Source organism: Citrobacter sp. HN-141 (assembly GCF_033341895.1).
Classification (GTDB): Bacteria; Pseudomonadota; Gammaproteobacteria; order Enterobacterales; family Enterobacteriaceae; genus Citrobacter.
Genome location: NZ_JAWPBF010000017.1, coordinates 69,469 through 83,876, shown reverse-complemented (window position 1 = coordinate 83,876; position 14,408 = coordinate 69,469). Strand labels below are relative to the sequence as shown.

Annotated in this window: 17 protein-coding genes; 13 read left to right on the top strand and 4 right to left on the bottom strand. The window is 51.8% G+C overall.

The window, feature by feature from the left end:
* The first annotated feature begins 150 nt into the window (after window positions 1-150).
* From cytR to RYZ59_RS19355, 8 genes are all read left to right on the top strand, one after another.
* A complete protein-coding gene (gene cytR / locus RYZ59_RS19385) occupies window positions 151-1,176 on the top strand; it encodes a DNA-binding transcriptional regulator CytR (protein WP_137381466.1) in 1,026 nt (341 codons plus the stop codon).
* Between the two features lie 93 nt (window positions 1,177-1,269).
* The gene (ftsN, locus tag RYZ59_RS19380; protein ID WP_137381465.1) at window positions 1,270-2,244 is read left to right on the top strand and encodes a cell division protein FtsN; all 975 of its coding nucleotides are present in this window, start codon (window positions 1,270-1,272) and stop codon (window positions 2,242-2,244) included.
* Window positions 2,245-2,336: 92 nt separating this feature from the next.
* Complete coding sequence (gene hslV, locus RYZ59_RS19375) at window positions 2,337-2,867, top strand: ATP-dependent protease subunit HslV (protein ID WP_003028805.1); 531 nt, start codon at window positions 2,337-2,339, stop codon at window positions 2,865-2,867.
* A 9-nt stretch (window positions 2,868-2,876) separates the two neighbouring features.
* Complete coding sequence (hslU, locus tag RYZ59_RS19370) at window positions 2,877-4,208, top strand: HslU--HslV peptidase ATPase subunit (protein ID WP_003028803.1); 1,332 nt, start codon at window positions 2,877-2,879, stop codon at window positions 4,206-4,208.
* Between the two features lie 67 nt (window positions 4,209-4,275).
* Window positions 4,276-5,205: a 1,4-dihydroxy-2-naphthoate polyprenyltransferase gene (menA, locus tag RYZ59_RS19365; RefSeq protein WP_318050198.1), complete on the top strand. Its 930-nt coding sequence runs from the start codon at window positions 4,276-4,278 to the stop codon at window positions 5,203-5,205.
* Window positions 5,206-5,572: 367 nt separating this feature from the next.
* Window positions 5,573-6,124, top strand: a complete 552-nt coding sequence (locus RYZ59_RS19360; RefSeq protein ID WP_137381463.1) for a type IV secretion protein Rhs — start codon at window positions 5,573-5,575, stop codon at window positions 6,122-6,124.
* Complete coding sequence (locus RYZ59_RS24815; protein WP_368666065.1) at window positions 6,121-6,462, top strand: putative T6SS immunity periplasmic lipoprotein; 342 nt, start codon at window positions 6,121-6,123, stop codon at window positions 6,460-6,462. The genes RYZ59_RS19360 and RYZ59_RS24815 overlap by 4 nt, the downstream gene beginning before the upstream one ends.
* Before the next feature lie 12 nt (window positions 6,463-6,474).
* Window positions 6,475-6,975, top strand: coding sequence for an Hcp family type VI secretion system effector (locus tag RYZ59_RS19355; protein WP_318050195.1), 501 nt, complete (start codon window positions 6,475-6,477; stop codon window positions 6,973-6,975).
* Between the two features lie 160 nt (window positions 6,976-7,135).
* Here the strand turns inward: RYZ59_RS19355 and RYZ59_RS19350 are convergent, their stop codons facing one another.
* Both RYZ59_RS19350 and RYZ59_RS19345 read right to left on the bottom strand, forming a co-directional pair.
* Window positions 7,136-7,483 (bottom strand): hypothetical protein, encoded by a 348-nt coding sequence (locus RYZ59_RS19350; RefSeq protein ID WP_318050193.1) that lies wholly within the window; start codon window positions 7,481-7,483, stop codon window positions 7,136-7,138.
* Window positions 7,484-7,636: 153 nt separating this feature from the next.
* Entirely contained in the window at window positions 7,637-7,930 is a 294-nt protein-coding gene (locus tag RYZ59_RS19345; RefSeq protein ID WP_318050191.1) for an Arm DNA-binding domain-containing protein, read from the bottom strand.
* Window positions 7,931-8,131: 201 nt separating this feature from the next.
* On the opposite strand from RYZ59_RS19345, the gene rraA reads away from it, so the two are divergent.
* Window positions 8,132-8,617: a ribonuclease E activity regulator RraA gene (gene rraA, locus RYZ59_RS19340; protein ID WP_318050190.1), complete on the top strand. Its 486-nt coding sequence runs from the start codon at window positions 8,132-8,134 to the stop codon at window positions 8,615-8,617.
* A gap of 215 nt (window positions 8,618-8,832) precedes the next feature.
* On the opposite strand, the gene zapB is transcribed toward rraA, so the two are convergent.
* The gene (gene zapB / locus RYZ59_RS19335; RefSeq protein WP_115259761.1) at window positions 8,833-9,078 is read right to left on the bottom strand and encodes a septal ring assembly protein ZapB; all 246 of its coding nucleotides are present in this window, start codon (window positions 9,076-9,078) and stop codon (window positions 8,833-8,835) included.
* 426 nt (window positions 9,079-9,504) lie between these two features.
* On the opposite strand from zapB, the gene RYZ59_RS19330 reads away from it, so the two are divergent.
* The 4 genes from RYZ59_RS19330 (at window position 9,505) to fpr (ending at window position 13,910) form a co-directional block, all read left to right on the top strand.
* Window positions 9,505-10,350, top strand: a complete 846-nt coding sequence (locus RYZ59_RS19330) for an MIP/aquaporin family protein (RefSeq protein WP_137381460.1) — start codon at window positions 9,505-9,507, stop codon at window positions 10,348-10,350.
* 21 nt (window positions 10,351-10,371) lie between these two features.
* On the top strand, window positions 10,372-11,880 hold the full coding sequence (glpK, locus tag RYZ59_RS19325) for a glycerol kinase GlpK (protein ID WP_271441490.1): 1,509 nt from the start codon (window positions 10,372-10,374) through the stop codon (window positions 11,878-11,880).
* Window positions 11,881-12,057: 177 nt separating this feature from the next.
* Window positions 12,058-13,068 carry a class II fructose-bisphosphatase gene (glpX, locus tag RYZ59_RS19320; protein WP_318050186.1) on the top strand — a complete coding sequence of 337 codons (1,011 nt, stop codon included), beginning with the start codon at window positions 12,058-12,060 and terminating at the stop codon, window positions 13,066-13,068.
* A 95-nt stretch (window positions 13,069-13,163) separates the two neighbouring features.
* The gene (gene fpr / locus RYZ59_RS19315; RefSeq protein ID WP_101741961.1) at window positions 13,164-13,910 is read left to right on the top strand and encodes a ferredoxin--NADP(+) reductase; all 747 of its coding nucleotides are present in this window, start codon (window positions 13,164-13,166) and stop codon (window positions 13,908-13,910) included.
* Window positions 13,911-13,943: 33 nt separating this feature from the next.
* On the opposite strand, the gene RYZ59_RS19310 is transcribed toward fpr, so the two are convergent.
* On the bottom strand, window positions 13,944-14,372 hold the full coding sequence (locus RYZ59_RS19310; protein ID WP_005121733.1) for a DUF805 domain-containing protein: 429 nt from the start codon (window positions 14,370-14,372) through the stop codon (window positions 13,944-13,946).
* Between the last annotated feature and the right edge of the window lie 36 nt (window positions 14,373-14,408).

Below are 14,408 nucleotides of genomic sequence, written 5' to 3'. Positions count from 1 at the left end.
ATGATGCGAGGCGGATCGTAAAATTTAAGATCCATCACACTTTTTATGAAAATTCTGTAACTGCTTCTATTCACTATCTGATAAAAATGTTTCAGATGAAGGTTATCCAGGGACAGGTCTGTGCCAGCTGCACCCTGGCGAGGAGAAAGAGTGAAACCGAATAAGCAGGTTGCCGCCGCTACGATGAAAGATGTTGCTCTGAAGGCGAAAGTCTCAACGGCAACCGTATCCCGCGCATTAATGAACCCAGACAAAGTCTCTCAGTCCACCCGCAACCGGGTCGAACAGGCGGCGCTGGAAGTGGGATATTTACCCCAATCAATGGGACGCAACGTTAAACGTAATGAATCACGTACCATTCTGGTGATTGTGCCGGATATCTGCGATCCCTTTTTTAGCGAAGTGATTCGTGGCATAGAAGTCACTGCCGCAGAACAAGGTTATCTAGTACTTATCGGCGATTGCGCGCACCAGAATCAGCAGGAAAAGACTTTTCTTAACCTCATTATTACCAAGCAGATCGATGGCATGGTCCTGCTCAGCTCACGCCTGCCATTTGATGCCAGCGTGGAAGAACAGCGCAATTTACCGCCAATGGTCATGTCCAACGAATTTGCGCCAGAGCTGGAACTGCCTACCGTTCACATTGATAACCTCACTGCAGCCTTTAACGCGATGAATTATCTGCTGGAGCTGGGGCATAAGCGCATTGGTTGTATTGCCGGGCCAGAGGATATGCCGCTGTGCCACTACCGCCTGCAAGGCTATGTTCAGGCACTACGCCGCAGTGGAATTACCGTTGATCCACACTTCATCGCGCGCGGTGATTTCACCTATGAAGCGGGCGCTAACGCGTTAAAACAGCTGCTTGAGTTACCGCAACCTCCGACCGCAGTCTTTTGTCACAGCGATGTGATGGCGCTTGGCGCGCTCTCTTACGCCAAACGTCAGGGCTTAAAAGTACCGGATGATTTATCTATCATTGGCTTCGATAATATTTCACTGACGGAATTTTGTGATCCACCCCTGACAACCGTCGCACAGCCGCGTTTCGATATCGGACGCGAAGCTATGCTGTTACTGCTCGATCAGCTTCAAGGGCAGAACGTCAGCAGTGGTTCACGTTTACTGGACTGTGAACTCATAATTCGGGGCACTACCCGGGCACTGACGTAAAGTAAAGTGCTTTCGGACTCCCCTGTCTGGTCAAAGGCCCGTCGCTTAAGTAACATGGCGGGCTGACGAACGAATAAATACAGCGAAACGATAGTGGCACAACGAGATTATGTACGTCGCGGCCAACCGGCACCTTCGCGGCGCAAAAAGAGCACATCACGGAAAAAGCAACGCAGTACGCCAGCGGTATCCCCCGCGATGGTCGCTATTGCTGCAGCCGTACTCGTGACCTTTATCGGTGGTCTGTACTTCATTACGCATCACAAGAAAGAAGAGTCCGAGACGCTGCAAAGCCAGAAAGTCACCGGTAATGGCATCCCGCCTAAACCGGAAGAACGCTGGCGCTATATCAAAGAGCTGGAAAGCCGTCAGCCTGGCGTACGTGCGCCTACCGAACCCTCTGCAGGCGGCGAAGTGCTTAACGCCGATCAGCTGACCAATGAGCAGCGCCAGTTGCTGGCGCAAATGCAGGCGGATATGCGTCAACAGCCGACACAGCTCAACGAAGTACCGTGGAACGAACAAACACCTGAACAGCGCCAGCAAACGCTGCAGCGTCAGCGTCAGGTACAACAGCAACAGTGGAACAACGCGCAGCAGCAGGCGCAGCAACCGCGCCCACGGGCGACGGAACAGCCGTACCAGCAACCGCAAACGCGTACGGCACAAACCGCACCGGTACAACAGCCGAAAGCGCAGCCAAAACCGGCGGCCCAGCAGCCGTACCAGGATCTGTTGCAGACGCCAGCGCACACCACTGCCGCACAACCTAAAACGCAACCGGCCGCGCCAATAACGAATGAGACTCAGCCGCCAAAACAGACGGCAGAGAAAAAAGATGAACGCCGCTGGATGGTTCAGTGCGGATCATTCAAAGGGGCTGAGCAGGCGGAAACCGTGCGTGCACAATTGGCCTTTGAGGGCTTCAATTCCCGCATTACCACCAACAACGGCTGGAATCGCGTGGTGATTGGCCCGGTGAAAGGCAAGGAAAATGCCGACAACACCATCAGCCGCCTGAAAGTTGCCGGCCACACAAACTGCATTCGACTCGCCACTGGGGGTTGAAACCCCCAAAATCTCCCCCATCTATACTTGCATTACGCCCCGCATGCCTGTGCGGGGCCTGTATTCTGCATTTGTAACCAAGGGGTCTGCTCGTGACAACAATAGTAAGCGTACGCCGTAACGGCCATGTGGTAATCGCCGGTGATGGTCAGGCCACACTGGGTAACACCGTAATGAAAGGCAACGTGAAAAAAGTCCGCCGTCTGTACAACGACAAAGTCATTGCGGGCTTTGCGGGCGGTACTGCGGATGCATTCACGCTGTTTGAACTGTTTGAACGCAAACTGGAAATGCACCAGGGTCACCTGGTTAAGGCCGCCGTTGAGCTGGCTAAAGACTGGCGTACCGACCGTATGCTGCGCAAACTCGAAGCGTTGCTGGCCGTTGCAGATGAAACGGCATCGCTCATCATCACCGGTAACGGTGACGTCATTCAGCCAGAAAACGATCTGATTGCCATCGGCTCCGGCGGTCCCTACGCCCAGGCGGCGGCACGCGCTCTGCTGGAAAACACCGAGCTTGGCGCACGCGAAATTGCTGAGAAAGCGTTGGATATTGCAGGGGATATCTGCATTTATACCAACCACTTCCATACCATCGAAGAATTGAACTCCAAAGCGTAAGGATCCCCCATGTCTGAAATGACCCCACGCGAAATTGTCAGCGAACTGAACAAGCACATCATCGGCCAGGATAACGCGAAGCGTTCCGTGGCGATTGCACTGCGTAACCGCTGGCGCCGCATGCAGCTCAACGAAGAGCTGCGCCATGAAGTCACACCGAAAAACATTCTGATGATTGGCCCAACCGGTGTCGGTAAAACCGAGATCGCACGCCGTCTGGCAAAACTGGCCAATGCGCCATTCATCAAAGTGGAAGCAACGAAATTCACCGAAGTCGGCTATGTGGGTAAAGAAGTTGACTCCATCATCCGCGATCTGACCGATGCCGCCATCAAAATGGTTCGCGTTCAGGCAATTGAGAAAAACCGCTTTCGCGCAGAAGAAATGGCCGAAGAGCGTATTCTCGATGTACTGATCCCGCCAGCCAAAAATAACTGGGGACAGTCAGAGCAGCCTCAGGAACCTTCTGCTGCGCGTCAGGCATTTCGTAAAAAACTGCGTGAAGGCCAGCTGGATGATAAAGAGATTGAAATCGATCTCGCTGCCGCACCGATGGGCGTAGAAATTATGGCGCCTCCGGGAATGGAAGAGATGACCAGCCAGCTGCAGTCCATGTTCCAGAACCTGGGCGGTCAGAAACAAAAGCCGCGTAAGCTGAAAATCAAAGATGCGATGAAGCTGCTGATTGAAGAAGAAGCGGCCAAACTGGTCAATCCGGAAGAGCTGAAACAAGAAGCTATCGACGCCGTTGAGCAGCACGGGATCGTGTTTATCGACGAAATCGACAAAATCTGTAAGCGTGGCGAATCCTCCGGCCCGGATGTTTCCCGTGAGGGCGTACAGCGCGACCTGCTGCCGCTGGTTGAAGGCTGCACCGTCTCGACCAAGCACGGTATGGTGAAAACCGATCACATCCTGTTTATCGCCTCCGGTGCATTCCAGGTGGCCAAACCGTCTGACCTGATCCCGGAACTGCAGGGTCGTCTGCCGATTCGCGTCGAGCTGCAGGCACTGACCACCAGCGATTTCGAGCGCATTCTGACCGAACCGAATGCCTCTATCACTGTGCAGTACAAAGCGCTGATGGCAACCGAAGGTGTGGACATCAACTTTACCGAATCGGGCATTAAGCGCATTGCCGAAGCGGCCTGGCAGGTTAACGAAACCACCGAAAACATCGGTGCGCGTCGTCTGCATACCGTGCTCGAGCGTCTGATGGAAGATATTTCCTATGATGCGAGCGATTTGAACGGTCAAAGCATCACAATTGATGCCGAATATGTGAGCAAACATCTGGATGCGCTGGTCGCAGATGAAGATCTGAGCCGTTTTATCCTATAATCGCGTTCAATGCATTTTCATCACTGTTGATGGGGCTGATAAAGCCCCATTTTTATTGGCGCTAAATATGACTGAACAACAACAAATTAGCCGCTCACAAGCCTGGCTGGAAAGTTTACGACCTAAGACCTTACCGCTCGCCTTCGCGGCGATCATCGTCGGTACGGCATTAGCATGGTGGCAAGGATATTTCGATCCGCTGGTAGCTCTGCTGGCATTAATTACGGCAGGGCTACTGCAAATCCTGTCCAATCTCGCTAACGACTATGGCGATGCCGTCAAAGGCAGCGATAAACCCGACCGCATCGGACCGCTGCGTGGCATGCAAAAAGGCGTTATTACCCAGCAGGAGATGAAGCGTGCGCTGATTGTCACCGTGCTCTTAATCTGCCTGTCCGGCCTGGCGCTGGTGGCGGTGGCATGTCACACACTGGCGGATTTTGTCGGCTTCCTGATTCTCGGCGGCCTGTCGATTATCGCCGCTATCACCTATACCGTCGGTAATCGTCCGTACGGGTATATCGGTCTGGGTGATATTTCCGTGCTGGTCTTCTTCGGCTGGCTCAGCGTGATGGGGAGCTGGTACCTGCAGGCGCATACGCTGATTCCGGCGTTAATCCTGCCGGCAACCGCCTGTGGCCTGCTGGCAACTGCCGTACTCAACGTTAACAACCTGCGCGATATCAACAGCGACAGAGAGAATGGCAAAAACACGCTGGTGGTGCGCTTAGGCGCGGTTAATGCCCGCCGCTACCATGCCTGCCTGCTGATGGGCACGCTGGTCTGTCTGGCGCTGTTTAACCTGTTCTCGCTGCAAAGTTTATGGGGATGGTTGTTTATCCTCGCCGCACCGCTGCTGATTAAACAGGCACGCTACGTGATGCGCGAGATGGACCCGGCAGCAATGCGCCCAATGCTGGAACGCACCGTAAAAGCGGCACTATTGACTAACCTGCTGTTTGTTGTTGGAATTTTCTTAAGTCAGTGGTCTCTTTAACTGACAAATATCAATTAATAATTTCAATTTTTAGAATCGCATAACGCCTCGCAACCCTTACAATAGAGGGTCGCGAGGTTTTTTCATGTTTTTATATTTTTCGGGGATACCTCGGGGATACCAACGAACGGTAAACACCGTGGCCTATAAGTACTAAAATCAGCGTTTCCCAGCTTACTTAACCGATCACGGGGTCTGAAGCCCAACCGTACGATCTCGTACGGTTGCTCCCTAAACCAGGGGGCTTAACGGTAGAAGCGGCGTAGTCGCAGTTTGTGACAATGTCGGATATTTCCCGCATTTTTTAACAGGAAAAAATTTACTTTAAGGCGTATTAAGGTATTTTTACCAATGGATGATGTCTCCAATGATAAGGGAAATGAACGATATAGACCGGGGCGGGTTACGGCTGTTAACGCTTGGTGAGATTAACTTAGCCCGTACCCTCTACGCTTTCACCATCCGCTATAACGAAGTCTGGATCCACCGCAGCAGCTATCTACCTTTCAACCTCCAAAAGAACAACTACGCCATGACGCCCAACGGCGAATTGTACTTTCAGGAAGGTACTTATGAGCCTGACTTTTCACAGCCGCATGTTAATAACGATCGCGTTGGTGGGCAGCATCTTTTTTTACATGAAATGATGCACGTCTGGCAGCATCTGCACGGGATGATGGTAAGGATGCGGGGCCTGTTCTCTTGGGCAGTTGATTACTATTACACCTTGGATAAGGCCATACTCTTGGATTACGGCTTAGAGCAGCAGGCTGCAATGGTGGCTGATTATTGGCTGCTTAAAACGTATGGATTCGGCAGCCGCTCTGATTTGTATCGCCTCAAGGATTACGATCCATCTGAACCTGTCCTTAGCCTCATATCCCGCTATGAGAAAGTGTTAGGGAGGTTCCCGCATTGAAACGTTACTTTCTCATTCCTGCCTTTTTTGCGCTGGCTGGGTGTGGCGCTGGCGATAGCGTTCCCCCATGGCGTAGTTTCCCTATTATAAATAATTCGCTTTGCTTCTCTGTTAATAAATCGGACGTTCTGAGCCGATACGGCGTTTATTCTGAGCAGGGAAATGAATACAAGACATTGGCGGAAAATTCGCATGTAGCTCTCTCCTACCCTGAAACGTGCTTAAAAATACCGATAACGCCGGGCTATATCTATGCGGCTTCATACACATTGAACGGAAAGAATTACCGTTACAACTTTTTCATCGACAGAAACGGGAAAATATTAAGCACAAAATAAGGAGATCTATAAATGTCATTACCAGCTTATATGTATATTTATGATGAAAATGGACAACTGATCAAAGGCAGTTGCATGGCGCTGGGCCGTGAGGGTGCAATTGAAATCATGAACAGCAGTTACGGTGTGTACCAAAACACATGCCGCAACACTGGTAAGCTGATGGGTTCGCGCGAACACAACGCTTTTACCCTGCACAAAGAGATTGATAAGACCTCGCCATATTTTGCAGTTGCAGTCTGCCAAAGTAAGCGACTGCAAAAGGCAGTAATCCACTATTACGACATCAACGAGGCGGGTGTCGAATACGAGATTTACCGAATTACGCTTAGCAACATCGTAATCATGTCCGTCAATGCTGCTCATGCTTATATGCCGGGTTCCCACACTCCGGGCATGATGGAAAATATCGCCATCACCTACTCAGGCATTGAGTGGTTTTATATCGAAGGGAATATCAAATACGACGATGACTGGAGCCGCCCGGTTGGTTACAACCAGCAGCAGAGGTAAATCGAATTGGCAGGCAGGTCTGTTGAAAATAAAGACCACTTAGCAGACTGCCTGCAATACTCGTCGCTATTCCCAAACACGCTTACTTGCAATACGAGCGTACCAGGTCATCAAATCAACGTAAATCAAACCAATAATGCAACAACTTTATAGACTTAAATCATAAGGTTACGTTCTTAGCGTACATTTCTGTACGGTTGGGCTTCCCCCCCATCAACACATCAGTTTTATAGCCTGCTATAGCCCATTGTCTTACGGTATCAAGGGCCTTGAGCCAGCGGCCTAAATCATTATTTCTGATTTTAGTTGTTCTCCGTGTATTTCCATTCCAAAGCCTTTTTGTACATAAAATGGTTGTGGGCGGATCCGGTAACAATCTCCCGCCATCTTTATCACGGTAGCTATCATATGCATAGCGATAGACAGCACGCAGAACACGTGCCCATAAATCAGCCTGGGCTTTACTGCCTTTTTCTTCACGCGTGATAGATGAAAGTTGAAGAGCCATCCAGTCACCAGAATAATTATTGATAGTGTCTTCATATTTTCGCTGGTCGTTTTTTTTATACGCCCGGCAGCCAACCGGGATTTGATGTACTCATCCAAAGCATCAGACAGCGTTATCGCCCGTTTTTTCTCTTCACAACGCCGTTCGTTCGGGTTACGCCGTGTGGTAGCTACTAGCTACTTCACTTAAGGCGTTATATGCCCGCTCTCTGGCCTGCTCAATAGTCATATCCGGGAACTTGCCCAACGTCACACGGTAAAATTTTCCGTCGCGCTTTCGGGACACACAAAAACTTTTGCTGCCACTGGACGTAACACGCAGCCGCAACCCATTAACGACACTATCAGCATATTCAAGGCGTTTGCCGGCATCAGGAACGGGGAGTTCCATCAGCACGGCTTGGTGAATCTGATCGTTCTCATAGGGCTTTCTTTTATGCTCCAGCAATCTTCCGGGGATACCTTACAGAGGGAAATACGGGTAATCACAGGTCATTATCGGCTGTTTTAAAAATCAGTAATTATCTGTTTTTCGATGAAAAATATGAATGGTTGTTGATCTGGACACTAATTAACAATTGATGATTTTGCCAACAGTACACATAGCGCGATATACTAAAAATTCTCGCAGCAACTGAACGTTAAGCCTATGAAATACGATACATCCGAGCTTTGTGACACCTATCAGGAAGATGTCAACGTCGTGGAACCGCTGTTCTCTAACTTTGGAGGACGGGCGTCGTTTGGCGGACAAATCATCACGGTAAAATGTTTCGAGGACAACGGGTTGCTGTACGATCTGCTCGAACAAAACGGCCGTGGTCGTGTTCTGCTGGTCGATGGCGGCGGTTCTGTCCGTCGTGCGCTGGTCGATGCCGAACTAGCAAGACTGGCCGTACAGAATGAATGGGAAGGTCTGGTCATCTACGGCTCAGTCCGCCAGGTAGACGATCTGGGAGAACTGGATATCGGCATTCAGGCGATTGCCGCTATTCCGGTAGGTGCTTCAGGAGAAGGTATCGGGGAAAGCGATGTGCGCGTCAATTTTGGCGGCGTGACGTTCTTTTCCGGCGACCACCTGTACGCCGACAACACCGGGATAATCCTCTCCGAAGACCCGCTCGATATCGAGTAAGCAAAAAAGGCACCGTAAGGTGCCTTTTTTATGCGTTGTCGCTGATTGCCGGATGGCGGCTTGCGACTTATCCGGCCTACGAAGGGACGATTACGCAAGAGATTTCGTGTTGTAGCAAGGCGGCAAACGAAGGTATCCCCAGGAGCGTAGTAAACTACGTGACTGGGGTAACTGAGAGCAGCCAACGCTGCTACGGCACGAAAGATAAAGCGTAATTAGACTTCTTCCATACGACCCAGCAGGGCATGCAGACGATCCTGCCAGCCGCTCTGCTGTTCTTTCAGGCTGTTGTTCTCACGCTCCAGTTCTTCACGCTGCTGCTGTGCAGACTGAACTTCCTGCGACAGTGAGTTATTCTTTTCTTTCAGCTCTTCGATTTCCATCTGCAACAGCGTGATGGTATCAATCGCCTGCTGTACTTTTGCTTCCAGTTTCTCAAACACTTCTAATGACATCGTCATACCTCTCCTGAATTGCAAGGCGTTGATGGATAAAAATCCTCGTCCCGATAACCGGCGACGCCTTAATAAAAACGAGCGCACACTACTTAACACCGATTGTATGAAGCCACGTCATCCCTGTCCAGCGGCATCCCGCGCAGATTGCGGTTTGCAACACTTTTAATCTTTGTCCTGGTGACATAACTGTCATAACTCTTAAGTGTTAACAGGATGATCGGTGAAATGATTCAGCTCACACTATTTTTGTATAACAAATACCGCGCAATGGCGCGAAAACGCTCATTTTGTTGATGGAGTACACACATTTTAATTTCGATATTTCTCGTTTTTGAGCGTTAACGATAAATTAACAGTGTGCCTACCGGCTCCGGGGATGTCAGTGACCTTCTCGCATACAATAAACATTAAACTCTTCAGGATCCGATTATGAGTCAAACATCAACCTTGAAAGGCCAGTGCATTGCTGAATTCCTCGGTACCGGGTTGTTGATTTTCTTCGGTGTGGGTTGTGTCGCTGCACTCAAAGTGGCTGGTGCTACTTTTGGTCAGTGGGAAATCAGTATCATCTGGGGTCTGGGGGTAGCCATGGCTATCTATCTGACAGCAGGCGTTTCTGGCGCACACCTGAATCCAGCAGTCACAATCGCACTATGGCTGTTTGCGTGTTTTGACAAACGCAAAGTCGTTCCTTTTATTATTTCGCAAATTGCTGGCGCCTTTTGCGCAGCGGCATTGGTTTACGGGCTTTATTACAATCTTTTCATCGATTTCGAACAAACGAACCATATCGTGCGCGGTAGTGTAGAAAGCCTCAATCTGGCAGGTACTTTCTCCACCTATCCAAACCCGCATATCAATTTTGTGCAGGCCTTCGCGGTTGAAATGGTCATTACCGCTATTCTAATGGGGCTGATTCTGGCACTGACCGATGATGGTAATGGTGTACCGCGTGGTCCACTGGCACCGCTGCTGATCGGCTTACTGATTGCCGTTATTGGTGCATCCATGGGCCCACTGACCGGTTTTGCGATGAACCCGGCACGTGACTTCGGACCGAAACTCTTCGCCTGGATGGCAGGATGGGGCGAGATTGCCTTCACGGGTGGTCGTGATATCCCTTACTTCCTCGTCCCCGTGTTTGGCCCGATTACCGGCGCAATTCTGGGCGCATGGGCATATCGCAAACTGATTGGTCGCCATTTACCGTGCGATGTCTGCGCGATTGAAGAAAAAGACGTTGCGACCAACACTCAACAAAAAGCTTCGCAGTAATGTGACTACGGGACAAAAATGATGACTGAAAAAAAATATATCGTTGCGCTCGACCAGGGCACCACCAGCTCCCGCGCGGTCGTAATGGACCACGATGCGAATATCGTTAGCGTTTCACAGCGCGAATTCGAGCAAATCTATCCGAAAGCAGGCTGGGTAGAACACGACCCAATGGAAATTTGGGCGACCCAAAGCTCCACGCTGGTAGAAGTGCTGGCGAAAGCCGATATCAGTTCCGATGAAATTGCCGCGATCGGTATTACCAACCAGCGTGAAACCACCATTGTCTGGGAACGTGAAACCGGTAAGCCAATCTATAACGCCATTGTGTGGCAGTGTCGTCGTACCGCAGATATCTGCGAGAAGCTCAAGCGCGACGGTATGGAAGAGTACATCCGTAACAACACCGGTCTGGTCATTGACCCGTATTTCTCCGGTACCAAAGTGAAGTGGATCCTCGACCACGTAGAAGGCTCGCGTGAGCGTGCCCGTCGCGGCGAGCTGCTGTTCGGTACCGTAGACACCTGGCTTATCTGGAAAATGACTCAGGGGCGCGTACACGTCACGGATTACACCAACGCCTCACGTACCATGCTGTTCAACATCCATTCCCTGGACTGGGACGACAAGATGTTGGATGCGCTGGACATTCCGCGCGCAATGCTGCCGGAAGTTCGCCGTTCTTCTGAAGTCTATGGCCAGACCAACATTGGCGGTAAAGGCGGCACACGTATTCCTATCTCCGGTATCGCGGGTGACCAGCAGGCTGCACTATTCGGCCAGCTGTGCGTGAAGGAAGGGATGGCGAAGAACACCTACGGTACTGGCTGCTTCATGCTGATGAATACCGGCGAGAAAGCCGTTAAGTCAGAAAATGGACTGCTGACCACTATCGCATGTGGCCCGACCGGGGAAGTGAACTACGCGCTGGAAGGTGCCGTGTTCATGGCGGGTGCGTCCATCCAGTGGCTGCGTGATGAGATGAAACTCATCAGCGATGCATTCGACTCAGAGTATTTCGCCACCAAAGTGAAAGATACCAACGGCGTATATGTTGTTCCGGCGTTCACCGGTTTGGGCGCACCATACTGGGACCCGTATGCACGTGGCGCCATCTTCGGTCTGACCCGTGGCGTAAACTCCAACCACATCATCCGTGCTACGCTTGAGTCTATCGCTTATCAGACCCGTGACGTACTGGAAGCGATGCAGGCTGACTCCGGTATTCGTCTGCATGCCCTGCGCGTGGATGGCGGTGCAGTTGCCAACAACTTCCTGATGCAGTTCCAGTCAGACATTCTCGGCACACGCGTTGAGCGCCCGGAAGTTCGCGAAGTGACTGCGCTGGGTGCGGCATATCTGGCCGGTCTGGCTGTCGGCTTCTGGCAGAATCTGGATGAGCTGCAGGAAAAAGCGGTTATTGAGCGTGAGTTCCGTCCTGGCATCGAAACCACCGAACGTAACTTCCGTTACAGCGGCTGGAAAAAAGCGGTCAAACGCGCTCTGGCGTGGGAAGATCACGAAGAGTAATACGTCATTGCCGGGTGGTGCGGCCTACTGATACGAAACTGACGTAGGCCGGATAAGACGCGTTAGCGTCGCCATCCGGCTATATCTCCGTGCGGGGCAACCCCGCACACACATCAATAATCTCGCCCCCTCCCCTGTGCTACACTTCGCGCCATTCCTTTCTGCTACGAGTTTGCAATGAGACGAGAACTTGCCATTGAATTTTCACGCGTGACCGAAGCGGCTGCACTGGCTGGCTATAAATGGTTGGGTCGCGGCGATAAAAACACCGCTGACGGCGCGGCGGTGAACGCCATGCGTATTATGCTCAACCAGGTCAACATCGACGGCACCATCGTGATTGGCGAAGGTGAGATCGACGAAGCACCCATGTTGTTTATCGGTGAGAAAGTCGGAACCGGTCTCGGCGATGCTGTTGATATTGCCGTCGATCCCATCGAAGGTACACGCATGACGGCAATGGGCCAGGCGAATGCGCTGGCGGTACTGGCTGTCGGCGACAAGGGTTGCTTCCTGAACGCGCCGGACATGTACATGGAAAAGCTGATTGTCGGCCCTGGCGCTAAAGGTTCTATCGACCTGAACCTGTCGCTGGAAGCGAACCTGCGTAATGTCGCCAGCGCGCTCAACAAACCGCTGAGCGAACTGACCGTCACCATTCTGGCGAAACCACGCCACGATGAAACCATCGCCGAAATGCAGGCGCTGGGCGTTCGCGTATTCGCGATTCCCGATGGCGACGTAGCCGCGTCGATTCTGACCTGCATGCCAGACAGTGAAGTTGACGTGCTGTATGGCATTGGTGGCGCACCGGAAGGTGTCGTCTCTGCCGCCGTTATCCGCGCACTGGATGGCGACATGCAAGGCCGTCTGCTGGCTCGCCATGACGTCAAAGGCGACAGCGAAGAGAACCGACGTATCGGCGAACAGGAGCTGACTCGCTGCGCCGCGATGGGTATTGAGGCAGGTAAAGCGCTGCGTCTGGACGAAATGGCCCGCAGCGACAACGTTATTTTCTCAGCAACCGGGATCACCAAAGGCGATCTGCTGGAAGGGATTAGCCGCAAAGGTAATATTGCCACCACCGAAACGCTGCTGATCCGTGGGAAATCACGTACGATCCGTCGCATTCAGTCCATCCACTACCTCGATCGCAAAGATCCGGATGTACAGACGCATATCCTGTAATTGATTTGATCAATAGAGCCTTCCAGCCCATCTGGGCTGGAAATCTTTCGTGCAACGAACGAAGATAAGGCAATCACAGCAGACAGGAGAAAACCATGGCAGATTGGGTAACAGGCAAAGTCACTAAGGTACAGAACTGGACCGATGCCTTATTTAGTTTGACCGTGCGAGCTCCGGTTCTTCCCTTCACGGCAGGTCAGTTTACCAAGCTCGGCCTCGAAATCGACGGCGAGCGCGTCCAGCGAGCCTATTCCTACGTGAATGCGCCTGATAACCCCGATTTAGAGTTCTATCTGGTGACGGTTCCTGACGGAAAACTCAGCCCCCGACTGGCGGCGCTAAAACCTGGCGACGAAGTCCAGGTAGTGAGCGAAGCAGCCGGTTTCTTCGTGCTGGATGAAGTCCCCGATTGCGACACGCTGTGGATGCTGGCAACCGGTACGGCTATCGGCCCATATTTATCGATTCTGCAGTTGGGCAAAGATCTGGACCGTTTTAAAAATCTGGTGCTGGTCCATGCCGCCCGCTATGCCGCCGATTTAAGCTATCTGCCGTTAATGCAGGACCTGGAAAAACGCTACGAAGGAAAATTACGCATCCAGACGGTGGTCAGCCGTGAAACCGCTGCAGGTTCATTAACCGGGCGAGTTCCGGCGTTGATTGAAAGCGGCGCGCTGGAAGCTGCAGTTGGGCTACCCATGGACACAGCAACCAGTCATGTGATGCTCTGCGGTAACCCGCAAATGGTACGCGACACGCAGCAACTGCTGAAAGAAACCCGGCAGATGACCAAACATCTGCGCCGTCGACCGGGCCATATGACCGCTGAACATTACTGGTAAGGGCTTGCCGGATGGCGCTCACGCTTATCCGGCCTACGAGTCAGCTCTGTATTTTACGTCCTGCGTGTCCTTACCGTATTTATTTGCGTCCTGGGTGCCAACGAACGCGCCCAGATCGATAAGCATACCCACCAGAATCAGCGTCGGTACAAAGCGGCCTACCGCCCATTGCCAGACACCGGGCAATACTGCCCAGTTTCCGGCCAGCAGCATCCATGCAAGAATCATCAGGAACGCCCACGCGCCGGAGCGGCCTCGATCATGCAGACGTTTTACTGTGACTGCAGCCGTCGGCCACAGCAGACAGACCAGACAAAATGCCGCCGTCTGGATATCGAGCAATTGTTTACTCGCCAGCGAAAACAAAACCAGCATCCCGACAATCCACAGGCCGATCCAAATCCAGAAATCACGGCGTCCAAGACGCCCTTTAAATGAGAATAACCACTGCTGTATGGTCATGTAGATTCCTTTATTATTACCTTCCAGAACAGTTTA